Annotated in this window: 20 protein-coding genes; 10 read left to right on the top strand and 10 right to left on the bottom strand. The window is 73.8% G+C overall.

Going from position 1 to position 22,484, the window contains the following annotated elements:
• The first annotated feature begins 52 nt into the window (after positions 1-52).
• Positions 53-508 carry a gamma-glutamylcyclotransferase gene (locus ABZ793_RS18295; RefSeq protein WP_350703507.1) on the top strand — a complete coding sequence of 152 codons (456 nt, stop codon included), beginning with the start codon at positions 53-55 and terminating at the stop codon, positions 506-508.
• A 91-nt stretch (positions 509-599) separates the two neighbouring features.
• Here the strand turns inward: ABZ793_RS18295 and ABZ793_RS18300 are convergent, their stop codons facing one another.
• The 4 genes from ABZ793_RS18300 to ABZ793_RS18315 form a co-directional block, all read right to left on the bottom strand.
• Positions 600-1,562: a GNAT family N-acetyltransferase gene (locus ABZ793_RS18300; RefSeq protein ID WP_357458429.1), complete on the bottom strand. Its 963-nt coding sequence runs from the start codon at positions 1,560-1,562 to the stop codon at positions 600-602.
• A gap of 131 nt (positions 1,563-1,693) precedes the next feature.
• Entirely contained in the window at positions 1,694-2,437 is a 744-nt protein-coding gene (locus ABZ793_RS18305) for a hypothetical protein (protein WP_357458432.1), read from the bottom strand.
• Positions 2,438-2,474: 37 nt separating this feature from the next.
• Positions 2,475-3,425 (bottom strand): hypothetical protein, encoded by a 951-nt coding sequence (locus ABZ793_RS18310; protein ID WP_357458435.1) that lies wholly within the window; start codon positions 3,423-3,425, stop codon positions 2,475-2,477.
• A 5-nt stretch (positions 3,426-3,430) separates the two neighbouring features.
• Positions 3,431-4,060 carry an MBL fold metallo-hydrolase gene (locus ABZ793_RS18315; RefSeq protein WP_357458438.1) on the bottom strand — a complete coding sequence of 210 codons (630 nt, stop codon included), beginning with the start codon at positions 4,058-4,060 and terminating at the stop codon, positions 3,431-3,433.
• 117 nt (positions 4,061-4,177) lie between these two features.
• Between ABZ793_RS18315 and ABZ793_RS18320 the strand changes: the two genes are divergently transcribed.
• Positions 4,178-5,173, top strand: a complete 996-nt coding sequence (locus tag ABZ793_RS18320) for a DUF4349 domain-containing protein (protein ID WP_357458441.1) — start codon at positions 4,178-4,180, stop codon at positions 5,171-5,173.
• On the opposite strand, the gene ABZ793_RS18325 is transcribed toward ABZ793_RS18320, so the two are convergent.
• Positions 5,130-6,389, bottom strand: coding sequence for an amidohydrolase (locus ABZ793_RS18325; RefSeq protein WP_357458444.1), 1,260 nt, complete (start codon positions 6,387-6,389; stop codon positions 5,130-5,132). The two genes, ABZ793_RS18320 and ABZ793_RS18325, sit on opposite strands and share 44 nt — an antisense overlap.
• Positions 6,390-7,027: 638 nt before the next feature.
• A complete protein-coding gene (locus ABZ793_RS18330) occupies positions 7,028-8,611 on the bottom strand; it encodes a methylmalonyl-CoA mutase family protein (protein ID WP_357458447.1) in 1,584 nt (527 codons plus the stop codon).
• A gap of 207 nt (positions 8,612-8,818) precedes the next feature.
• On the opposite strand from ABZ793_RS18330, the gene ABZ793_RS18335 reads away from it, so the two are divergent.
• On the top strand, positions 8,819-10,972 hold the full coding sequence (locus tag ABZ793_RS18335; RefSeq protein WP_357458450.1) for a protein kinase: 2,154 nt from the start codon (positions 8,819-8,821) through the stop codon (positions 10,970-10,972).
• Between the two features lie 47 nt (positions 10,973-11,019).
• Positions 11,020-12,744: a phospho-sugar mutase gene (locus ABZ793_RS18340; RefSeq protein WP_357458452.1), complete on the top strand. Its 1,725-nt coding sequence runs from the start codon at positions 11,020-11,022 to the stop codon at positions 12,742-12,744.
• Positions 12,745-12,925: 181 nt separating this feature from the next.
• On the opposite strand, the gene ABZ793_RS18345 is transcribed toward ABZ793_RS18340, so the two are convergent.
• The 4 genes from ABZ793_RS18345 to upp form a co-directional block, all read right to left on the bottom strand.
• Positions 12,926-13,603 carry a GPP34 family phosphoprotein gene (locus tag ABZ793_RS18345; protein ID WP_350703520.1) on the bottom strand — a complete coding sequence of 226 codons (678 nt, stop codon included), beginning with the start codon at positions 13,601-13,603 and terminating at the stop codon, positions 12,926-12,928.
• A gap of 142 nt (positions 13,604-13,745) precedes the next feature.
• Positions 13,746-14,807 (bottom strand): hypothetical protein, encoded by a 1,062-nt coding sequence (locus tag ABZ793_RS18350; RefSeq protein ID WP_357458456.1) that lies wholly within the window; start codon positions 14,805-14,807, stop codon positions 13,746-13,748.
• Between the two features lie 10 nt (positions 14,808-14,817).
• A complete protein-coding gene (locus ABZ793_RS18355; RefSeq protein ID WP_357458459.1) occupies positions 14,818-15,357 on the bottom strand; it encodes a sigma-70 family RNA polymerase sigma factor in 540 nt (179 codons plus the stop codon).
• Between the two features lie 174 nt (positions 15,358-15,531).
• Positions 15,532-16,164 carry a uracil phosphoribosyltransferase gene (upp, locus tag ABZ793_RS18360; protein WP_357458462.1) on the bottom strand — a complete coding sequence of 211 codons (633 nt, stop codon included), beginning with the start codon at positions 16,162-16,164 and terminating at the stop codon, positions 15,532-15,534.
• A 134-nt stretch (positions 16,165-16,298) separates the two neighbouring features.
• Here upp and deoC point away from each other — a divergent pair, with 134 nt between their 5' ends.
• The 6 genes from deoC to ABZ793_RS18390 all read left to right on the top strand — a co-directional run bounded on the left by deoC (position 16,299) and on the right by ABZ793_RS18390 (position 22,483).
• Positions 16,299-17,258, top strand: a complete 960-nt coding sequence (deoC, locus tag ABZ793_RS18365) for a deoxyribose-phosphate aldolase (protein WP_357458465.1) — start codon at positions 16,299-16,301, stop codon at positions 17,256-17,258.
• Between the two features lie 6 nt (positions 17,259-17,264).
• Complete coding sequence (locus tag ABZ793_RS18370; protein WP_357458467.1) at positions 17,265-18,695, top strand: aldehyde dehydrogenase family protein; 1,431 nt, start codon at positions 17,265-17,267, stop codon at positions 18,693-18,695.
• Positions 18,688-19,512 carry an aldehyde dehydrogenase family protein gene (locus ABZ793_RS18375; protein ID WP_357458470.1) on the top strand — a complete coding sequence of 275 codons (825 nt, stop codon included), beginning with the start codon at positions 18,688-18,690 and terminating at the stop codon, positions 19,510-19,512. The genes ABZ793_RS18370 and ABZ793_RS18375 overlap by 8 nt, the downstream gene beginning before the upstream one ends.
• Before the next feature lie 205 nt (positions 19,513-19,717).
• Positions 19,718-20,182 (top strand): BlaI/MecI/CopY family transcriptional regulator, encoded by a 465-nt coding sequence (locus ABZ793_RS18380; protein WP_357458473.1) that lies wholly within the window; start codon positions 19,718-19,720, stop codon positions 20,180-20,182.
• Between the two features lie 10 nt (positions 20,183-20,192).
• Positions 20,193-21,095, top strand: coding sequence for a M56 family metallopeptidase (locus ABZ793_RS18385; RefSeq protein WP_357458475.1), 903 nt, complete (start codon positions 20,193-20,195; stop codon positions 21,093-21,095).
• Between the two features lie 137 nt (positions 21,096-21,232).
• On the top strand, positions 21,233-22,483 hold the full coding sequence (locus ABZ793_RS18390; RefSeq protein ID WP_357458478.1) for a cytochrome ubiquinol oxidase subunit I: 1,251 nt from the start codon (positions 21,233-21,235) through the stop codon (positions 22,481-22,483).
• The last annotated feature ends 1 nt before the right edge of the window (position 22,484 follow it).

The following is a 22,484-nucleotide window of genomic DNA, read 5'->3' on the forward strand; positions in this document are numbered from 1 at the left end:
ACACGCACCGTCGTATTCTCCCCCACCCGGCGGGCGGGCTATCGTCATCGCCGTGCGTCATTACGCCGCCTACGGCTCAAACCTCGACCCCGCCCGCATGCGCGCCTACTGCCCGCATTCGCCGATGGTGGGCACCGGCTGGCTGGAAGGCTGGCGGCTCACCTTCGCGGGCGAGGACGTGATCGGCTGGGAGGGCGCGGTCAGCACCGTCGTCGAGTCCCCCGGCGACCGGGTGTTCGTGGCGCTCTACGACATCCACCCCTACGACGCCGCCCAGCTCGACGAGATCGAGGGGGTGACCGCCGGCACGTACCGCAAGCTGCACGTGCGCGTCTCCACCCTCGACGGTGACGTGACCGCGTGGGTCTACGTCTTCGACGGCTACGAGGGCGGCCTGCCCACCTCGTGGTACCTGTCGGAGATCGCGAACGCCGCCGAGAAGGCGGGCGCGCCGGACGACTACGTCACCGATCTGCGGTCCCGCCCCACCGGCACCGCGTCTGCCTGACGCGGCCCGTCGGCCCAGCGCGATTCCCACGGCCCCCAGTCTGCTACCGGGCTGACCGCCGCCACGATCCGGCCCCGGCCGGGGTCGTCAATCACACACCCGTGGCCGGGACGACCAACTCGTACATGTCGGTCCAGCGCACCTCGCGCAGCCCCACGGACCGGTAGAGCGTGACCGGGGCGGTCGGGTTGGTCAGGTCGACGCCCAGCCCGGCGGACTCCCGGCCCTTGGCGGCATAGACGCTGAAGGCCCGCCACAGCAGCGCCGCCCCCACCCCCCGCCGCCGGTACGCCGGCAGCACCGACAGGGCCCGCACGAAGCCCTCGTTCTGCTCCAGCGCCTGGTCGGAGGACTGGAGCGCCCCGGCCGGCACCCCGTCGACCTCGGCGACGAACCACTCGTCCCAGGTGGTGCCGAACGGGATGATCCGCTCCCGCCACCGGTCGAAGCCGACGGGCTCGTAGTCCGGGGTGTCGCGGAACGCGATGTCGTAGATCCGGTGGAACTCGCGCAGATCGGCCTCGTCGTCGCCGCGCAGCGGGCGGACGGTCACCCCGGGCGGGGGCGGCGGCTCGGCGGGCAGCCCGGCCAGCGGCCGGCGCATCCGCACGTACCGCTTGGCGAGGGTGAACCCGGCCTCGGCCAGCTCCGCCGCCCAGCGCGTCTCGGGGGCGAAGCCGGCGGTGCGGACGGTCAGCGCCGGCACACCCCGCTCGGCGGCGCGTTCGGCGACGCGGTCGAGCTGCCGGGCGAGCAGCGGCGCGCGCACGTCGGCGCCGCGCTCCGGGTCCACGTACACCTCGACGAACTCGCGCCCCACGCCGGTCGGGTTGTCCAGCGTCGCCCAGGCCACGACCACGCCGTCCGGGTCGGTGACCAGCCACGAGTCGCGCGCCGGGTCGAAGAACGGCGCGGTCAGCGCAGCCGTCACGTCCTCGGCGTCGAAGTCGGGGTAGCCGACGGCGAAGGTGTCGGCGGCGTGCACCACGGCCAGGATCGCCGGGACGTCGTCCAGGGTGGGGCGGCGGGCGTGCCAGCCGGCGGGGAGAGTCACGGGGGCGATCCTGACAGGCGGGGCGCCGGAACGCCGCCGAATTTCGCGCGGCCCCAGGTCACGCCGGCCGGGCATCGGGCGTCGGCCCGTACCGGTCCGGGGCGCCGGCACGGGTGCGGGCGGAAGCCCGCTCAGCCCCGGCCCGCCAGGTGGGCCCGGGTCGCGAAGAGCAGGTCCACCAGCTCGGCGCCGTCCGCCGGGCCGAGTGCCGCGAACGCCGGCGAGGCCAACCGGTCGGTCACCGCCTCGGCCCAGAGGCGCCGCCGCACCAGCGGCCCGACCGGCGGGTACGGCGGCTGCCAGCCGCAGGCCACCGCGCCCGCCTCCCCCTCCGGCCCGGCGAGCACGGCCTCCAGCGGAGTCATCCCGCCGGCCCGGACGGCGAGCAGGTACGCCCCGGCGAAGTGCTCCCGGAGCAGGCGCAGGCCGACGGCCGCCCGGGCGCCGGCGGTGCGCTCCGGCACCGGCATCGCCCGCCACGCGGCGAAGAGCGGCATGCCGCTGGCGTCCGCCGCCTCGACGGCCCGGCCGAGCAGCGCCGCGAGCCGACCCGCCCCGGGGAGGGCGTCGAGGTGTTCGTCGCCCCAGCGGCAGCACTCGGCGAGGGTGGCGGCGGCCACCTCGACCGGCCGGACGGTGCGCAGGGCCGCGTCCCATCCGTCGGCGACCGCGTCGGGGGCGAGGAAGCCGAGGGCGGCGGCGACCGTCTCGGCCCGGACGTCCCCGAGGGCGCCGGCCCGGCCGGTGACGTAGAACGCCCAGCCGGAGATCCCGAGCAGCCGGGCCCGGCGCAGGGTGGCCGGGCAGCGGGTGAACGCGTCACCGAGTTCGAGCACCACGGGCTTGCTGGCCGCGGCGACCTGCTCCGGCGTCATCCGGCCGCTCCCGGGTCGACCCGTCCCTCCACAGGGGTCAGTCTGCCGCGTCGTCGCCCGGCTCGGCATCCCCCTCTTCGGCGTCGAGGGCCTCCACCGCCGCCTCGACCTCGCCGGCGCGGCGGCGGGCGGCGGTGGCCGTCCGTTCCGCCCCGCGGCGGGCGAGCTTCGCCCGGCTCAGGTCCTGCTCGGCGACGGCCCGCCGCCGCTCCAGCTCGGCCAGCTCCGCCTCGATCGCGTCCAGGGCGGCGGCGCCGTCGCGCTCGGCCGCCGTCGCGTCGGCCAGCTCCGCCTCGGCCCGTTCCTGGTCGGTACGCGCCTTCGCCAGTTCCTTCTCCAGCGCCCGCCGCCGGCGGGCCCGTTCCGCCCGGGCCGCTCGTTCCGCCTGCTCGGCGCGGAGGGCGGCCCGGTCGGCGCCGGCCCGCCGCTTCCCGGCCGGCTCGGGCCGGGGCTCCGGTTCCGGCTCCTCGCCGCCGGTCACCAGGCGCAGCTGCGGGCGGGGCACCTCCCCGAACCCGGCGTAGTTGGCGGCCCGCAGCAGCCGGCCGGAGCGGACCTGCTCGGCGACCTCGGTGTCGGAGAGCGCGGCGTTGAGGGTGCCCTCCACCTCGGCCAGCGGCAGCTTCCCGGCCGCCGGCGCCCCCTCGGCCTCGGCCGCCAGCTTGCGCACCTCGGCGACGAGCGCGCCGACCACCGCCCGCCGCTGGGCGGACAGCTCCCGCAGTCGGGGCCCGCGCAGTTCGCGCTGGGCGGACCGCAGCGCCTCGGCGAGCTGGGCCAGGTCGGCGACCAGTTCGGGGCGGCGGATGGCGAGCAGGTTGACCAGCCAGGCGGCCACGGTGGGGCGGCGCAGCCGGGCGATCTCCCGGGCGGTCTTCGGGTCGCCGGCCCGGCGCGCCTCGGCGGCGGCCTCGTCCCGGATCGCGACGAACCGGTCCGGCGGGGTGGTGTAGAGCCGGTGCACCAGCTCTCGGGGCGGGCCGGGCATCGCCGTCAGGCGTCGATTCGCGTGCCCGGTTCGAGCCGGCGGTAGTCGACCTCGGAGAGCCGGGTGAAGTTGCTGTTCAGGACGCCGAGCCCGTGGTCGTTGAGCAGCCCGTCGTGCAGCGCGTACGCCCGGCGCGGGGCGACGGCGCGGAGGAAGTCCAACGACTCGGAGAACTTCGTCCACGGGGCGTGGATCGGCAGGAAGAGCGTGTCGACCTGCACGTCCTCCGGGACGACCAGGGAGTCCCCGGGGTGGTAGACCACGTCGCCGATCAGGTAGGCCAGGTTGTCCACCACCGGGATGTCGGGGTGGATCACGGCGTGCCGGCCGCCGTAGGCGCGCACCGGCACCCCGGCGGCCGTGAACGACTGTCCGGGCTGGACCGGGTCGAGCGCCTCGGCCGCGTCGCCCAGGGTGCCGGCGAGGGAAGCCGGGCCGTGGATGCGGAACGGACGCCGGTCGAGCTGCCGGGTGACCGCCTCGACGTGCACGTGGTCGGGATGCTCGTGGGTGATCAGCACCGCGTCCGCCCCGTCGAGCGCCGCGGGCTCGCTGAACACGCCCGGGTCGACGACGAGCACTCCCCCGTCGTGCTCCACCCGGAGGCAGGAGTGGGCGTACTTGGTGATGTGCATCGTGACTCCAAGATTATCGAATCGTGATGTCCTGAGCGCAGTCTGCCGGAACCGGCGTGTTGGCGCGCCGCGTCTGACGTATCGCCCCACACGGGGGCGAGGACGAGGGGAGCCGGGATGGACGGACGGGAACGACGGCGTCGGGGCGTACGGCTGACGGCCGCCGCGCTGGTCGCGCTGCTGGGGTTGGCGGCCTGCGGCAGCGGCGACTCGGGCGGGAGCAACGACTCGGCCGTCAGCGCGCCGCAGGCCGCCCCGGCGGACAAGGACCGGGCCGGCGGCAGGGCGGAGCAGGGCGGCGGGCAGGCCGAGCAGGGCGGCGGGCAGGCCGAGCAGGGCGGTGCCGGCGCGCCGGACCTGCGGGTGGACCAGCGGTCCATCATCTACACCGGCACGATGCGGGTGCAGGTGGACGATGTGGACGCCGCTTCGCGGAGCGCGATCGCCACCGTGACGGCGGTCGGCGGCTTCGTCGGCGGCGACCAGCGGCGCAGCGCCGACGCCGACGCGACGGCGCAGCTGGAGCTGCGGGTGCCGGCGGCGAAGTTCCACGAGGTCGTCGACGAGTTGGCGAAGCTGGGCCGGCAGCAGCGCCGGGAGATCCACACCGAGGACGTCACCGAGCAGGTGGTCGACCTGGACGCCCGGATCACCACCCAGCGCGCCCGGGTGGAGAGCGCCCGCCGGCTGCTGGCCCGGGCCACCACGATCACCGATCTGGTGTCGCTGGAGAACGAGCTGTCCCGCCGGGAGGCCGACCTCGCCTCGTTGGAGGCGAAGAAGAAGCGGCTGGCGGACCTGACCAGCCTGTCCACGATCACCGTGTCGCTGGTCGGGCCGGACGTCAGCACCGCCGACGAGGAGACCGAGATCGGCTTCCTGGTCGGGCTCAAGGGCGGCTGGCAGGTCTTCCTTACCTCGATGACCGTCCTGCTGACCGTGCTGGGCGCGGTGCTGCCCTGGCTGCTGGTGTTCGGCGTACCGCTGGTGGTGCTGCTGGTGGTGCTGCGCCGGCGGCGGCGCAGGGGCCCGCCGCCGGTGACGCCGACCGGGCCGGCGGCGCCGCTGCCTACCGCGCCGCCGCCAGTGCCCGCAGCGCGGTCTGGACCATGAGCCGCACGCCGACCGGGATGGCCCGCTCGTCGACGTCGAACGAGGCGCGGTGCAGGTCCACGTTCGGGCCGGAGCGGCCCACGCCGAGCCGGGCGAGCGCGCCGGGGACGTACTCCAGGTACCAGGAGAAGTCCTCGCCGCCCATGCTCTGCGGGGTCTCGGCGATGCCCTCCGGCCCGAGCGCGGCGGCGGTGGCGGCGTTCAGGATCTGGATGGCCCGCGAGTCGTTGCTGACCGGGGGGCGACCGCGCAGGTACTCCAGGTCGACGGTGGCCCCGGTCGGCGCGATGACGTCGCGGACGACCTGACCCACGATCTTGGGGGCCAGCTCCCAGGTGTCGCGGTCCATCACCCGCAGGGTGCCGGAGGCGCACGCCTCGGAGGGGATGACGTTGTAACGGGTGCCGGCCGAGGCGTGGCCGAACACCAGCAGCAGCCCGCTGTTGGCCGGCACCCGGCGGCTGACCAGGGCCGGCACCTCGGTGATCAGGCGGCCCAGCGCGTCGACCAGGTCGACGGTCAGGTGCGGCCGGGCGGTGTGCCCGCCGGGGCCGGTGAGCCGGACGGTGACGTTGTCGGCGGCGGCGGTGATCGGGCCGACCCGCAGGCCGACCTTGCCGACCGGCTGGTTCGGGTCGCAGTGCAGCGCGAAGATCTGCACCACGTCGTCGAGGCCGCCGGCCTCGATGACCTCCAGCGAGCCGCAGGGCAGGATCTCCTCGGCCGGCTGGAAGATCAGCCGGACCCGGCCGGGCAGTTCGCCGAGGTCGGCGAGCTGCGCCAGCAGCATGCCGACGCCGAGCATGACGGTGGTGTGCACGTCGTGGCCGCAGGCGTGGCAGACGCCGTCCACGGTGGAGCGGTACGGCACGTCCTTCGAGTCGGTCAGCGGCAGCGCGTCGATGTCGGCGCGCAGCGCGACCACCGGGCCGTCGGGGCGGCCGTCGATGTCGCAGATGACCCCGTTGCCCTTGGGGAGCAGTCGCGGGCTCAGCCCCGCCAGGGAGAGCTCCCGGGCGATCAGGGCGGCCGTCTCGAACTCCTCGCCGGAGAGCTCCGGATGCGAGTGGAGGTGACGGCGGGTGGCGATCAGCCCGGGCACCCGGAGGGCGAGCAGGTGGTCCAGCTCGAACGGCAGGGGCTGGGACCCGGACGGCGCCTCCGGCCAGGACGACGCCAGCTGGTTGCCGGTCGGCAGCGTCAACGCACTCGTCACGTCGAATTCTCGTTCACTAGAGATGGATGGATCATCAGGAACAGCAGACAGCCTAGACCTCCGGCGGTGACGCTGCGCAACGTCGTTCCGGTGATGATCAGAGCGCGCAGCGTCACGAATGCCCTGCTGGGAGCGTTCGTAGATCTGCGGGACAGCAGGTAGATCGCGTTCGAACGCCGTCATCTGCCCCACACCTCCTACACCGCGTAACCGACCCGGTCGTCACCGAATCGACGCCGATCTCGGGAGCCGTCGTTCCGAATTGTCGCATTAGTCGGTCCGGTGAACTGACACTCCGACAATTACGCGACCGCTGTCGGCGGCGAGGCCCCGAAGACGGTCACACGGCCGAGCACGGAACGACCGCACACCCTGTGCGTCCGGTTCCACCCCGTCGGGATACCCCCGAACCCATCCGGCAACCGCCGTGACCGGTGGGCCACGCCGCCCCGCCGCACGCGGAAGCCCCTCCGGCGGCGTCGCCGGGCCTGCTCCGCGGTCTGCGTCGCCGATCGGCGACGGGAACTGACTCCGACTGTAGCGCTCGCCCGGCACGCGGCGCGACCTGCGCAAACGCCCCGACCGACCGGCCTGCGGAATCCGCCGGAACGGCCGACGGCCGGTGAGGTCAGAAGCGGTCAGAAGCGGTCGGCCGGGCGGTGCAGCCCCCACACCTGGCGCAGGGTGCCGCAGACCTCGCCGACGGTGGCGCGGGCCCGCAGCGCCTCCTTCATCGGGTAGAGCACGTTCTCCGTGCCCTCGGCGGCGGCCCGCAGCTCCGCCAGCGCCCGCTCGACCGCGCCCGCGTCCCGCTCGGCGCGCAGCCGGGCCAGCCGGTCGGCCTGCGCCGCCTCGATCGCCGGGTCGACCCGCAGCGGCTCGTACGGCTCCTCCTCGTCGATGGCGAACCGGTTGAGGCCCACCACCACCCGCTCGCCGGAGTCGATCTCCTGCGCGATCCGGTACGCGGACTGCTCGATCTCCCGCTTCTGGAAGCCCGCCTCGATGGCGTCGACCGCCGAACCGTGGTCGAAGACCCGGTCCATCAGCTCGGTCGCCGCCGCCTCGATCTCGGCGGTCATCGCCTCCACCACGTACGAGCCGGCGAACGGGTCGACGGTGGCGGTCAGGTCGGTCTCGTACGCCAGCACCTGCTGGGTACGCAGCGCCAGCCGGGCCGCCTTCTCGGTGGGCAGCGCGATGGCCTCGTCGAAGCTGTTGGTGTGCAGCGACTGCGTGCCGCCGAGCACCGCGCCGAGCCCCTGCACGGCCACCCGGACCAGGTTCACCTCGGGCTGCTGGGCGGTGAGCTGCACGCCCGCCGTCTGGGTGTGGAAGCGCAGCATCATCGACTTCGGGTCCTTGGCGCCGAAGTCGTCGCGCATCAGCCGGGCCCAGATCCGCCGGGCGGCCCGGAACTTCGCCACCTCCTCCAGCAGCGTGGTGCGGGCGACGAAGAAGAACGACAACCGGGGTGCGAAGTCGTCCACGGCCAGCCCCGCCGCGAGCGCGGCCCGGACGTACTCGACGCCGTTGGCCAGGGTGAACGCGATCTCCTGCGCGGGCGTCGCGCCGGCCTCGGCCATGTGGTAGCCGGAGATGGAGATGGTGTTCCACTTCGGCACCTCCTTGCGGCAGTAGCCGAAGGTGTCGGCGACCAGCCGCAGCGAGGGCTTCGGCGGGAAGATGTACGTCCCCCGGGCGATGTACTCCTTGAGGATGTCGTTCTGGATCGTGCCGTTCAGCGCCGTGCCGGGGACGCCGTTCTCCTCGGCCACGAGCTGGTAGAGCAGGAGCAGCACCGAGCCGGGCGCGTTGATGGTCATCGACGTGGAGACCTTGTCCAGCGGGATGCCGTCGAAGAGCAGCCGCATGTCCTCGATCGAGTCGATGGCCACCCCGACCTTGCCCACCTCGCCGTGCGCGATCGGGTCGTCGGAGTCGTAGCCCATCTGCGTCGGCAGGTCGAAGGCGACCGAGAGGCCCATCGTGCCGGCCCGCAACAACTGGTGGTACCGCGCGTTGGACTCGGTGGCGGTGCCGAAGCCGGCGTACTGGCGCATCGTCCAGGGGCGGGAGGTGTACATGGTGGGGTAGACCCCCCGCGTGTACGGGAACTCGCCCGGGCCGCCCAGCCGGGAGTCCAGGTCCTCGGGAAGGTCGGCGGCCGTGTAGACGCCCTTGATCGGGAAACCGGACTCGCTTGACCGCCGTTCGCTCATTAGCGGATGGTAGGACGCGCGACGGCGTCGGCGGGTGAGGGATAGCGCACACCCCGACCCGTGGACATCGACAAGAGGTGAACGTCAAGGCACGTATGGTCCAGTTCGGTAAACGTCCGTCGCGTCGGGTTTCGCATCGGGCGTCGGAACCAGCAAGATAGGGGAGTTGTGTCCCAGCCCCCCTCGATTTCCCCCGGTGGCTTTTCTGTGACTCAGATCCCGACGTGGAGCGGCGGACCAGTCAGTCCCCCCAACGGACGCGCGACCCCCGGCACGACCATCGGTGGTCGTTACTCGCTGCGTTCCGCGGTGGGCAACGGCGGCATGGGCACGGTCTGGCGTGCCACAGACACGCTCCTGCGGCGGGACGTCGCCGTCAAGGAGGTCGTCCTGCCCCCGGGTCTGGCCCCCAGCGACCGCGACGCCATGTACGAGCGCACCCTGCGCGAGGCCCGCGCGGCGGCCGCGATCCAGCACCCGGCCGTCGTGCAGGTCTACGACGTGGTCACCGAGGGCGGCCGGCCCTGGATCGTGATGGAGCTGCTCGACGCCCGCAGCCTCGCCGACATGGTGATCGAGGACGGGCCGGTCGCGCAGCGGGTGGTCGCCAAGATCGGCATAGCGCTGCTCGGCGCGCTGGAGGTGGCGCACGCGATCGGCGTGCTGCACCGCGACGTCAAGCCGGCCAACGTCCTGATCTGCGCCGACGGCCGCTGCGTGCTGACCGACTTCGGCGTGGCCCGGATGCCCACCGACGTGCAGCTCACCACCCCCGGGATGGTGCTCGGCTCGCCGCACTTCATCTCCCCGGAGCGGGCGATGGGCCAGGAGTTCGGCCCACCGAGCGACCTGTTCTCGCTGGGCGTCACGCTCTACACGGCGGTGGAGGGGCGGCCCCCGTTCGACAAGGGCGACCCGATCGAGACCATGCACGCGGTGGTCGAGGACCCGCCCGCCCCGCCGCAGCGCAGCGGGCCGCTGACCCGGGTGCTGATGGGCCTGCTGGAGAAGGACCCGGCCCGCCGCCTCGACGTGCACACCGCCCGGGCGATGCTGCGCGAGCTGCTCGCCGGCCCGCTGACCAGCAACGCCGCCGCGGTGAACTCGATGACCGACCCGTACTCGGTCGTGCCGGTGCAGCAGCGGCCGCTGCCCGCCCCGCCGGCCGCCCAGCCCGAGCAGCCGAAGCCGACCGGGCAGATCGGCGGGCGGGCGATGCTCAACCCCGGCGAGTCGCTCACCGACCGGCTGGCCGCGCTGCGCCGGGGCGAGCGCCCCGCGCAGGCCGCCCTCCCCGCCAGCCCCACCGCGATGGAGGACACCAGCGCCGACGCGCTGGCCGGGCCGCTGCACACCCCCACCGGCGCGATGCCGGCCCCGGGCACCCCCGCGCCGGCCGGCCGCACCTACGGCGGCCCCGAGGCCACGCCGCAGGTCGCCGGCTCCGACGCCACCCAGCAGCTGCGCACCAACGCGGCCGGCCTGGTCGGGTTCGGCGGCCAGCCGGACGCCACCCAGCGGATGGGGACCGGCGCGCCCGCCTTCGGGCAGCCGGACGCCACCCAGCGGGTGGGCGTGGGCGCCCCCGTCTTCGGCGGCCCGCCGGAGGCCACCCAGCACCTCGGCGGCACGTACGGCGGGGGCCAGTGGTCGGTGCCGGGCACCGGGCAGCCCTGGGCGACCCCCGCCACCGCGCCGGCCGCGGGCGGTCCCGGCGGCGGGCTCGGCGGCCGGGTGGGCGCGATCGGCAACCAGGTCGTCGGCACCGTCAAGGGCTGGCCCCGCAAGGTGCAGCTCGCCGCCGCCGGCGGCCTGGCCGTGGTGCTGCTGATCGGGGCGGTCGTCCTGTTCACCGGCGACGACACGCCGACGGTTCCGCAGACCGCCCCGACCACGGCGGCCCCGGCCGGCGGCGCGCCCGAGATGAAGGAGCACTCCGGCAAGGGCGTGCGGGTCATGGTGCCGCAGGGCTGGGAGCGCAAGAGCGCCGGCAACTGGGTCGACTACGTCGACCCGCAGGACGAGGGCCGCAAGGTGCGGATCCTGGTGGAGGACTTCCGCACCACCTCGATCCGCTGGGCCGAGGTCGCCGAGGACGGTCTGAAGAACCGCTCCAAGTCCTGCGCGAAGCCGTACGCCCAGCTCGCCATGAACGAGATGGAGTGGGTCGGCAAGCAGGCGGCCGAGTTCGAGTACACCTGCGGCGAGGGCGAGGCCAAGCGGCACGGTGTCTGGCGCGGCGTGGTCCACGACGGCAAGTCGTACTCGTTCTACCTCACCTCCACCGACGCCAAGTTCGCCGAGAGCAAGCCGATCTTCGACGAGATGGTGAAGACGTTCCAGCTCACCGACGCCGGCTGATCACAGGGGAAGAGAAGCGGTGATCCGCCGGCGTGCTATCAAGAGGCATGCCGGCGGAAACCACTGACATCGACGACATTCGCGAGCAAGCACGGCGCTGGCTCGACGACGACCCCGACCCGGCCAGCCGGGACGAGCTTCGGGCGGTGCTCGACCGCCTGCCGGCGAGCGCCCCGGAGCTGGCCGACCGGTTCGCCGGCCCGTTGACCTTCGGCACCGCCGGGCTGCGCGGCCCGCTGCGCGCCGGCCCGAACGGGATGAACCTCGCGGTGGTCACCCAGGCCGCCGCCGGCCTGGTCGCCTGGCTCGCGGCCCAGGGCGGCTCCGGCCCGCTGGTGATCGGGTACGACGCCCGGCACGGCTCCCGGCAGTTCGCCGAGCGGACGGCCCAGGTCGCCACCGGCGCGGGGCGCCCGGCGCTGCTGCTCCCCCGCCCGCTGCCCACCCCGGTGCTCGCGTACGCGGTGCGGCACCTCGGGGCGGTCGCCGGGGTGATGGTGACCGCCAGCCACAACCCGCCGCAGGACAACGGCTACAAGGTCTACCTCGGCGCGGAGCTGGGCGGGGCGCTCGGGGCGGGCGCGCAGATCGTGCCGCCGGCCGACGCCGGCATCGAGGCCGCGATCCGGTCGGTCGGCCCGCTGGCCGAGGTGCCGCTCGGCCCGGCCGGGCAGGTCCTCGGCGACGACGTGGTGGCCTCCTACGTGGAGCGGGCCACCGGAGTGATCGACCCGGACGGGCCGCGCGACCTGGCAGTGGCGTACACGCCGCTGCACGGGGTGGGGGCGGCGGTGCTCACCGCGGCCTTCGCCCGGGCCGGCTTCCCGGTGCCGGGGGTGGTGCCCGAGCAGGCGGAGCCGGACCCGGCGTTCCCGACCGTCTCCTTCCCCAACCCGGAGGAGCCGGGAGCGGTGGACCGGCTGGTCGCCCTCGCCGAGTCGACCGGCGCGGACATCGCCATCGCCAACGACCCGGACGCGGACCGCTGCGCGGTCGTCGTCCGGGACACCGGCCCGGCGGCGAGCGCCCGCGGGGAGGTCGCCGGTCCCACGGAGCCGGACGCCGACCGGCCCGGCTGGCGGATGCTGCGCGGTGACGAGGTGGGCGTGCTGCTGGCCGACCACCTGATGAGGCGCGGCGTCACCGGCCTGTACGCCACCACGATCGTGTCGTCGTCCCTGCTGCGGGCCATGTGCGCCGCCCGGGGCCTGCCGTACGACGAGACGCTGACCGGGTTCAAGTGGATCGTGCGGGCCGGCGGCGGGGCCGAGCCGCTGGTCTACGGCTACGAGGAGGCGCTCGGCTACTGCGTCGCCCCGGAGCACGTCCGCGACAAGGACGGCATCACCGCCGCGCTGACGGTGGCCGAGCTGGCCGCCGGGCTGAAGACGCAGGGACGCACCCTGACCGACCGGCTGGACGAGCTGGCCGCCGAGTTCGGCGTGCACCACACCGACCAGCTCTCGGTGCGGGTGGACGACCTGCGGGTGATCGCCGACGCCATGGCCCGGATCCGCGCCGCGACGCCGACCGCGCTGCTCGGCCACCCGGTCACGGAGGCGCAGGACCTGCTTCCCGAGGCGGACGTGGTGATCCTGCGCACCGGGGCCGCGCGGGTGGTGATCCGGCCGTCCGGCACCGAGCCGAAGCTGAAGGCGTACCTGGAGGTGGTGGAGCCGGTGGCGGACGGCGACGTCGCCGCGGCCCGCGCCCGGGCCGCGGAGGCCGTCGCGGCCCTGCGCGCGGAGATCGCGGCCGCTCTCGGTCTCTGATCGGGCTTCCGGGCACCCGCCCCCTGCGCCCTTTGCTCTGCTTCACCCGACGCAACGGAAACGCGCCACACGTGTTGCGTGGGTTGAAGCAGAGCAAAGGGGCCGGGGGTGGTGTCGGATCGGGGCGTGCGCGTGGCATCAGCGGCGCGGGCAGAGCCGGATCGCTGGCGTGCGCGTCGTGTCAGCGGCGCGGGCCGAGGGCGGCGTCCACCGCGCTCCCCAGGGCGGCCACGACCAGGCCCACCGAGGGGCGGACGACCGAGTCGTCGAGGCTGACGTTGCCGGAGAAGCCGGCGCCGCCGGCGATCTCCTCCAGGCGGCGGCGGGCCTCCCCGGCCGCGTCGCCGGTCAGGCCCAGGGCCGGCTCCATCCGCAGCACCGCGACCAGGGTGGCCAGGGCGGCGGTCCGCTCGTCGGGGAGCTGCCCGTCGGCCAGCGCCTCGGCGAGCCGGCGCCGGGTGTCCGCCTCGACGGCGGGATCCACCGTCGGGTAGCGGTGCACGTGGATGAAGCCCAGCTCGGTCTCGTCGACGTCCCGCACCACGCCCTGGGTGCACAGGGCGTCGAGGATCTTGTCGCGCAGGCCGTGCCGCAGCCGCTGCACCCAGGACGACGGGCTGTGCGGGGTGTCGGCGGCGATGCGGGCGAGCACCCCGTCGACGAGCGGCTCGCCGGTGGGCGTCGGGTCGGCCACCGTCAGGGCCCCCTCGGAATACACGATCCGCCCGGCCAGGGCCAACTCGATCAGCACCGCGGCGGCCATCCCCAGGTCGAGGCTGATCCGCGGCATGGTCGCCTTGCCGGTCTCGTCGTCGTACGCGAGGAGAAGCAGCTCTTCGGCGAGAGCAACACCAGTCATGGCCGGAGACGCTAGCGGGTGCGCGCATTCCGCGCACCAACTCGACGTCGATGGCGCGCCGCCGCCCCCGTACGCCTCCTCGCCTCCGCCGTCGTCGGGGCAGGTGAAGTGCCTGCTCCACCCGCCCGGACGATCGTGGTGGTCAGCCGAGCGTGTCGGTACGAGTGGCCTCGATCAGCAACGCGTAGTGCAGGACGCGCCGCCGTGGGGCCAGCTCCAGGTACTCGTGGGCGAGCAGGTCACCGGTTGACGAGTCGAAGACCAGCAGCATCTGCGCCCGCTGCGGGATCTGCGGCCCGTCCGCCGGTGGGGTGAGGTCGGCGGTGACCGCCACGCCCGAACGGCCGGCCCGGTCGACGACCCGGCCGCGCCACACGAAGCCGGGCTTGTCCGCCAGGAGGGTGAGGATGTCGGCCCGGGTCCGCCGCGGCACGAGGTGACGGGCGAAGGTGTCATAGACCCTCTTGGCCACGTCGCCGGCCGGTTGACCGGTCAGGAGTTCGCGCGCAAGCGCCCGCCGATCGTTCGGCAGCCGTCGCTCCTCCCAGCCGCGTGGCTCCTCCACAGGCCTTCCCTGGGGCGCGGACGACCCGCTGGGGCTGGGCCGGGTCGCGGTCGCCCGCATCCGGGTGGACCAGTACTCCCGGGACGCCGCGTCGGGGAACTCGACGTCCAGGACTCTCGTGTCCGACCACCGGCCGCCGTCGTGCGCCGCCCAGCTGCGGCGTTCCTGCACGTAGCTCATCATGTGACCCTCGGGAGACTCCGTGATCATGCCTCCCCAGGACTTGACCCGGTGGTAGGCGTAGCGGCCACGGGCTCCGTCGTGCGGCGCGTCCGCGAGGCGCGCGGCAAGTGCCCGCAGGTGCGGCCCGGCTGGTTCGGCGCCAGCGGCGACCTCGTAGGCCACCGGTTGGAGCACGGCCCCATCGACCGGCTGCGGCAGGGTCGGGTCGGCGGGCACCGTCCCATCCCGCAGCACACGCACCATGCCGGCGGAGCCGAGCGCGGCCACCGTGGCGGCTGCGCCGACCAGCACGGCGCGCCGGGGCGTCACCGACCGAGCCGGCCCGGCCGGCGTCGCGGTCGCGTCCTCGGCGCGGAGGATCACGTCGTGTGCGGAGAACGGTGCCGGCGGTACGACGACGTCACGCGCCGGGTCGGCCGGCTGAAGAAGCTCCCGGACCTGCTGCTTGGTGCGCATGCTGCTCCTCTCAGACGTGGGCGGACGCCGGCCGGGCGCCGCGGGCGGGGGTGGGGGCGGCCAGGGCGGTGCGCAGTCGGCGCCGGGCCCGGTAGAGCCGCACGGCGGCGGCGGACCGGGTGCAGCCCAGGACGACGGCGGCATCCGCGACGCTCAGGTCCTCCCAGCCGACCAGCCGGAGGATCTCCTGGTCTGCTTCGGGCAGCGTGCGCAGCGCCCGGTGCAGGTCGAGCACCGGCGCGACGGCGTCGGGCTCGACGATTCGTGCCGGTACGTGGTCCGCCTCGGCGAGCGGGAGCAGGCTCGGACCACCGCGCCGGGACCGCCACCGGTTCGCCACCACGTGACGCGCGACGGCGTAGAGCCACGGAAGGGCGCGTTCGGGCACCTCGCCGCGCCGCCGCCAGACGACGACGAACACGTCCTGGGCGAGTTCGACTGCCGCGTCGGCATCGGGAAGCCGGCGCAGGCCGTACCTGACGATGTCCGGGTAGTGCGTGGCGTAGAGGCTGGTGAACCAGCCCTCGTCCCGCTCACCCACGGGTTTCATCTGATCGATCTCCCGACCGCAGTTCCTGACAGGGACACCAGGTATGTGTCGCGGGCGGGGCGGATCGTTACCGGCGACCGGGCGGGAAGTCACCGGCCGGGTGGGACGGCCCTGTCGGCCGGGGGCACCCGCCCCGGCGATACCGGGGCGGGTGGCGTGGTGTGGGGGCTCCGCCTAGAAGCGGGGCATGCCGCCGAACTGGCGGTCGCCGGCGTCGCCGAGGCCCGGCACGATGAACATCCGGTCGTTGAGGCCCTCGTCGATCGAGGCGGTGACCAGGCACAACGGCAGGCCGGAGCGCTCCAGCCGCTCGATGCCGACGGGCGCGGCGAGCACGCAGAGCACGGTGATGTCGGTGCAGCCCCGGTCGGCCAGCAGCCGGCAGCAGTGCTCCAGCGAGCCGCCGGTGGCGAGCATCGGGTCGAGCACCAGCACCGGCAGGCCGCTCAGGTCCCGGGGCAGCGACTCCATGTAGGCGCGCGGCTCGTACGTCTCCTCGTCGCGGGCCAGGCCGACGAAGCCCATCGAGGACTCCGGCAGCAGGCCGAGCGCGGCGTCGGCCATGCCCAGGCCGGCCCGCAGCACCGGCACGAGCAGCGGCGGATTGGCCAGCCGGGTGCCCTCGGTGCCGGTGACGGGGGTCTGCACCGGGTACTTCTCGATCGGGAACGAGCGCGCGGCCTCGTACACCAGCATGGTGGTGAGTTCGTGCAGCGCCGCCCGGAACGAGGAGGAGTCGGTGCGCGCGTCCCGCATGGCGGTCAGCCGCGACTGGGCGAGCGGATGGTCAATGACGTGTACGTCCACGATCGCTCAACCTACCGGTCCGCCCGCGCCCGCACTGCGAGTGCGGGCGGAGCAGCGACGTCGCTCACCACCCGGATCGACCGACGGCACCGTGACCAAGATCACGCATCGGTCGGATGCGTAGACTTCGGAGCATGACGGCGACAGCGACGTCGGCCCGGTCGGAACTCTCCGAGCTGGGACGATCCGAGACCGCTCTGCGGACCTTCCTGCACGGCCTGCCCGGCGTGGACCAGGTCGGCGCGGAGCAGCGGGCGGCGCAGCTCGGCACCCGCTCCATCAAGACCACCGCCAAGGCGCAGGCCATCGACCTGGCGATCCGGATGGTCGACCTGACCACCCTGGAGGGGGCGGACACCCCCGGCAAGGTGCGGGCGCTGGCCGCCAAGGCGCTGCGCCCCGACCCGGCCGACCCGTCCTGCCCACACGTCGGGGCGGTCTGCGTCTATCCCTCGATGGTCCCGCACGTCGCCGAGGTGCTGCGCGGCAGTGGGGTGCACCTGGCCAGCGTGGCGACCGCGTTCCCGTCGGGTCAGGCGCCGCTGGAGGTCAAGCTCGCCGACACCCGGGCCGCCGTCGCGGCCGGCGCCGACGAGATCGACATGGTGATCAACCGGGGCGCGTTCCTCGCCGGCCGCTACAAGGAGGTCTACGACGAGATCGTGGCCACCAAGGAAGCCTGCGGGGACGCCCACCTCAAGGTCATCCTGGAGACCGGCGAGCTGGCCACGTACGACAACGTGCGCCGCGCCTCCTGGCTGGCGATGCTTGCCGGCGGCGACTTCATCAAGACCTCCACCGGCAAGGTCCCGGTGGCCGCCACCCCGCCGGTGACCCTGGTGATGCTGGAGGCGGTCCGCGACTTCCGCGCCGCCACCGGCCGGCAGGTCGGCGTGAAGCCGGCCGGCGGCATCAAGACCACCAAGGACGCGATCAAGTACCTGGTGATGGTCAACGAGACCGTCGGCGCGGACTGGCTGGACCCGGACTGGTTCCGGTTCGGCGCCTCCAGCCTGCTCAACGACCTGCTCATGCAGCGCACCAAGCTGACGACCGGCACCTACTCCGGTCCCGACTACTTCACCCTGGACTGAGAGCCGATGTTCGAATACGCACCCGCCCCCGAGTCCCGCTCGGTGGTGGACATCAAGCCCTCGTACGGGCTCTTCGTCGACGGGAAGTTCGTCGACCCGACCGACGGCGGCAGCTTCAAGTCGATCAACCCGGCCTCCGAGGAGGTGCTCGCCGAGGTCGCCGAGGCCGGCGCGCAGGACGTGGACCGCGCCGTCCGCGCCGCCCGGCAGGCGTACGAGAAGGTCTGGGGTCCGATGCCGGGCCGGGACCGGGCCAAGTACCTGTTCCGGATCGCCCGGATCATCCAGGAGCGCTCCCGCGAGCTGGCGGTGCTGGAGTCGCTGGACAACGGCAAGCCGATCAAGGAGTCCCGCGACGTCGACCTGCCCCTGGTCGCCGCGCACTTCTTCTACTACGCCGGCTGGGCCGACAAGCTCCCGTACGCCGGCTTCGGCGCGAACCCGCAGCCGCTCGGCGTGGCCGCGCAGGTCATCCCGTGGAACTTCCCATTGCTGATGCTGGCCTGGAAGATCGCCCCGGCCCTCGCCGCCGGCAACACGGTCGTGCTGAAGCCGGCCGAGACCACCCCGCTGACCGCCCTGCTCTTCGCCGAGATCTGCCAGCAGGCCGACCTGCCCGCCGGGGTGGTCAACATCGTCACGGGCGCCGGCGAGACCGGCCGCGCGCTGGTCGAGCACCCGGGCGTGGACAAGGTCGCCTTCACCGGCTCGACCGAGGTGGGCCGGGCCATCGCCCGCGCGGTGGCCGGCACCCGCAAGAAGCTCACCCTGGAACTGGGCGGCAAGGCGGCCAACATCGTCTTCGACGACGCCCCGGTCGACCAGGCGGTCGAGGGGATCGTCAACGGCATCTTCTTCAACCAGGGGCACGTCTGCTGCGCCGGCTCCCGACTGCTGGTGCAGGAGTCGGTCGCCGACCGGGTGCTGGAGTCGCTGAAGCGGCGGATGGCCCAGCTGCGCGTCGGCGACCCGCTGGACAAGAACACCGACATCGGCGCGATCAACTCCGCCGCCCAGCTCGCGCGGATCCGGGAGCTGTCCGAGGCCGGATCCGCCGAGGGCGCCGAGCGCTGGTCGCCGCCGTGCGAGCTGCCCGAGCGCGGCTTCTGGTTCGCGCCGACGATCTTCACCGGGGTCACCCAGGCACACCGGATCGCCCGCGAGGAGATCTTCGGCCCGGTGCTGTCCGTGCTGACGTTCCGCACCCCGGCCGAGGCCGTCGAGAAGGCCAACAACACGCCGTACGGGCTGTCGGCCGGGATCTGGACCGACAAGGGCTCCCGGATCCTGTGGATGGCCGACCGGCTGCGCGCCGGCGTGGTCTGGGCCAACACGTTCAACAAGTTCGATCCCACCTCGCCGTTCGGCGGCTACAAGGAGTCGGGCTACGGTCGCGAGGGCGGCCGGCACGGGCTGGAGGGCTACCTCAATGTCTGAGCGGGTCGCGGTACGCAAGACGTACAAGCTCTTCATCGGCGGGAAGTTCCCGCGCAGCGAGTCGGGACGGTCGTATCTCGTGCAGGACGCGAATGTCTCCCTGGCCTCCCGCAAGGACGCGCGGGACGCCGTCGTCGCCGCCCGGGCCGCCGTGAAGGGCTGGGCCGGGGCGACCGCGTACAACCGGGGTCAGATCCTCTACCGGGTGGCCGAGATGCTGGAGGGCCGGCGCGAGCAGTTCGTCGCCCTCGGCGTGCCCGGCGACGAGGTGGACGCGGCGGTCGACCGCTGGGTCTGGTACGCGGGCTGGTCCGACAAGCTCCCCCAGGTGTACGGCGGCGCCAACCCGGTCGCCGGGCCGTACTTCAACCTCTCCTCGCCGGAGCCCACCGGCGTGGTGGCGGTGGCCGCCCCGGAGCAGCCGGCGCTGCTCGGCCTGGTCAGCGTGATCGCCCCGGCGATCGTCACCGGCAACACCGTCGTGGTGGCGGCCTCGCCGGCGGCGCCGCTGGCCGCGGTGACCCTGGCCGAGGTGCTGGCCACCTCCGACCTGCCGGGCGGGGTGGTCAACATCCTGACCGGCCGCCTGTCGGAGACCGTGCCGACGCTGGCGAGCCACATGGACGTCAACGCGATCGACCTGACCGGGGTGACCGACGCCGAACTGGCGGCGGAGCTGGAGGTCAAGGCGGCGGAGAACCTGAAGCGGGTGCTCCGGCCGGCCCCGGCCGACCACGACTGGTTCGCCGATCCGGGGATCACGCGGATGACCAGCCTCCTGGAGACGAAGACGGTCTGGCACCCCAAGGGGGTGTGAGGTCGCGGTCGGCCCGCGTGGGGTTTCGGGGGGAGCCCACCCGCTCCGGGCGGTCAGGCTTGATCCCTCCGCGGGCGGGCTCCCCCCGAAACCCTCTTCGGCCAGGTCCGCGGACGGGGGTCGGGCTCAGGTGTGCTGCCCCGGGGAGGGGCGGCTCGGGTGTGCTGGCCTGAGACGGGTCTACTACCAGGGGTAGGATTGCGGCGTGACTCGGCTTGGTGATCTCGAACGTGCGGTGATGGACGTGCTGTGGGACTCGGTCCCCGCCGCGTCGGACGGGATCACCGTGCGCGAGGTGGCCGACGCGCTGGACGGCCGCGAGCTGGCGTACACCACGGTGATGACCGTGCTGGACCGGCTGGCCGGCAAGGGCATGGTGCAGCGCGAGCGGGAGGGGCGGGCCTGGCGCTACCGGGCCGCCGCCAGCCGCGAGGCGCACATCGCCCAGCTCATGCTCGACGCCCTCGACCTCGGCGGCAGCCGGGACGCCGCGCTGGTGCGCTTCGCCCACTCGGTGACCGGCACCGAGGCCGAGGTGCTGCGCGCCGCGCTGGCCGCCGAGGCCGCCGGCGGCATGCCGGCTGCTCCGGGTGAGCTGACCGACCGGGTCGAGGCGCCGACCGACCGGGTCGTCCGCCCGCCCGTCGCCGACGAGGTCGCGGACCGGTAGGGCGACGGCCGTGGCGTACGCTCTGCACTTCGCCGCGTCGATGCTGGCCTGCCTGCTGACCGCGCAGGTGCTGGCCCGCTCCACCTGGCCGTGGCGCAGCCCCCGGGTCGCGATCCTCTGCTGGCAGGCGATCGGGCTGGCGCTCGGCCTCTCCGAGGTGGGCCTGCCGATCGCGGTGGGTCTGGCTCCGTACGAGCGGCCGACCGGGAGCGCGCTGCTGGCCCTGGGCGGCGATCTGGTGCACGGCACCCTGCCGCCCGGGCTCGGGCCCGTCCAGCTGAGCCTGGTCGCCTTCGGCTTCGGCATCGGCGCCGTGCTGCTGACCGCGACCGTACGCACCCTGCTCCACACGCTGCGCGCCCAGCGCCGGCACCGGGACCTGCTCGCCCTGGTGGCCCGGAACGATCCGGCGGCACCCGGCGCGCTCGTGCTCGACCACCCGAGCGCGGCGGCGTACTGCCTGCCGGGGGTGAAACCGCAGGTGGTGGTCAGCGCCGGGACGCTCAGCCTGCTGGACCGCGCCGAGTTGGCGGCGGTGCTCAGCCACGAGCGGGCCCACGCCCAGGAACGGCACGACCTGGTGCTGCTCCCGTTCACCGCGCTCTGCCGGGCGCTGCCCCGGTTCGGCTGGGTGCGCGGGATCCACGAGCGGGTCGCGTTGCTGGTCGAGATGCGCGCCGACGACAAGGCCCGGGAGGCGCACCCCGAGGCGCTGGGCCGCGCGCTGCGCCGGTTCGCCGCAGCCGGGAGTCGGATCACTCCGGCCGGTGCCCTCGGTCTCGGCGACCGTGACCTGGACGTCCGGGTGCAGCGCCTGCTGATCGCCGACCGGCCGCCCCGGGTGCTCGGCGCCGTCGCCCTGTCGGTGGCCACCACGCTGGCCGTCCTGCCGATCTCGCTCTTCCTCAACTGACCCGGGGGCGTCCGACGCGCCCCCAAACTACTACGCATTGTCGTACTCTTTTCTACGACAATGCGTAGTAGTCATGTGTAGGCAACCTACGTGTAGGCTCACTACGACAAGTGAGCCGACAGTACGGAGAGCCGGCCATGGACACGCTGCTCCTCGCCCGCCTGCAGTTCGCCACCACCACCTCGATCCACTTCCTGTTCGTGGTGGTCACCCTCGGCCTGGTCACCCTGCTCGTGGGGTTGCAGACCACCGCCGTGCTGACCGGCAAGCCGGTCTACGAACGGCTGACCCGCTTCTGGGGCCAGCTCTACGTAATCAACTACGTGCTCGGTATCGCCACCGGCATCGTGATGGAGTTCCAGTTCGGGCTGAACTGGAGCGGCCTGTCGCGCTACGTCGGCAACGTCTTCGGGGCGCCGCTGGCCATCGAGACGCTGGTGGCGTTCTTCCTGGAGTCGACGTTTCTCGGTATGTGGATCTTCGGCTGGCACCGGCTGCGCAAGGGCGTCCACCTCGCCCTGCTCTGGGGTGTGGCGCTCACCGCGTACGCCTCGGCGTTCTGGATCATGGTGGCCAACTCCTGGCTGCAGAACCCGGTCGGCTACGAGGTGCGCGACGGCGTCGCCCACCTCACCGACTTCACCGCGCTGCTGACCAACCCCAGCCTCGGCATGGCCTTCGGCCACGTGGTCTTCGCCGCGCTGCTGGTCGGCGGGATGCTGATGGCCGCGGTCAGCGCCTGGCACCTGATCCGGCGCACCCCGGACTTCGTCCTGTTCCGCACCTCGCTGCGGATCGGCCTGGTCACCGCGGCGCTGTCGATCACCATGGTGCAGGGCTTCGGCTTCGCCCAGTTCGGCCCGGTCGGGCAGGTGCAGCCCACCAAGTTCGGCGGCAACCCGGACGCGGACGCCCTGGTCGCCGAGTGGACCACCCGATTCGGCCCCGGCGACTACACCCCGCCCGTGCTGGCCAGCGTCGGACTCGGCTTCATGATCCTGATCGGCTTCGGTCTCGGCCTGCTCTGGCTGCTGCTTCCCCTGCTCTGGCGGGACTGGGCCGTCCGGCTGCGCTTCCCGCTCTGGCTCATCCTGCTCGCCCTGCCGCTGCCGTTCGTCGCGGTGATCCTCGGCTGGATCGCCCGCGAGGTCGGCCGCCAGCCCTGGGTCGCGTACGGGCTGCTGCCGGTGGACCGGGCGGTGTCGCCGGTCGACCCCGCGCTGATGCTCGCCTCGCTGATCGGATTCAGCCTGCTGCTCGGCACCCTCGCCGTCACCAACTGGGTCCTGCTGGCCCGGCACGCCGCCCGGGGCGCGCACGACCCCGCCCTGGGCCGCCCGCCGCAGCAGCCGCCGGCCGACCCCCGCCCCGAGCCCGCCTTCGCCTGAG

The organism is Micromonospora sp. NPDC047465, assembly GCF_040643125.1.
Taxonomy (GTDB): domain Bacteria; phylum Actinomycetota; class Actinomycetes; order Mycobacteriales; family Micromonosporaceae; genus Micromonospora.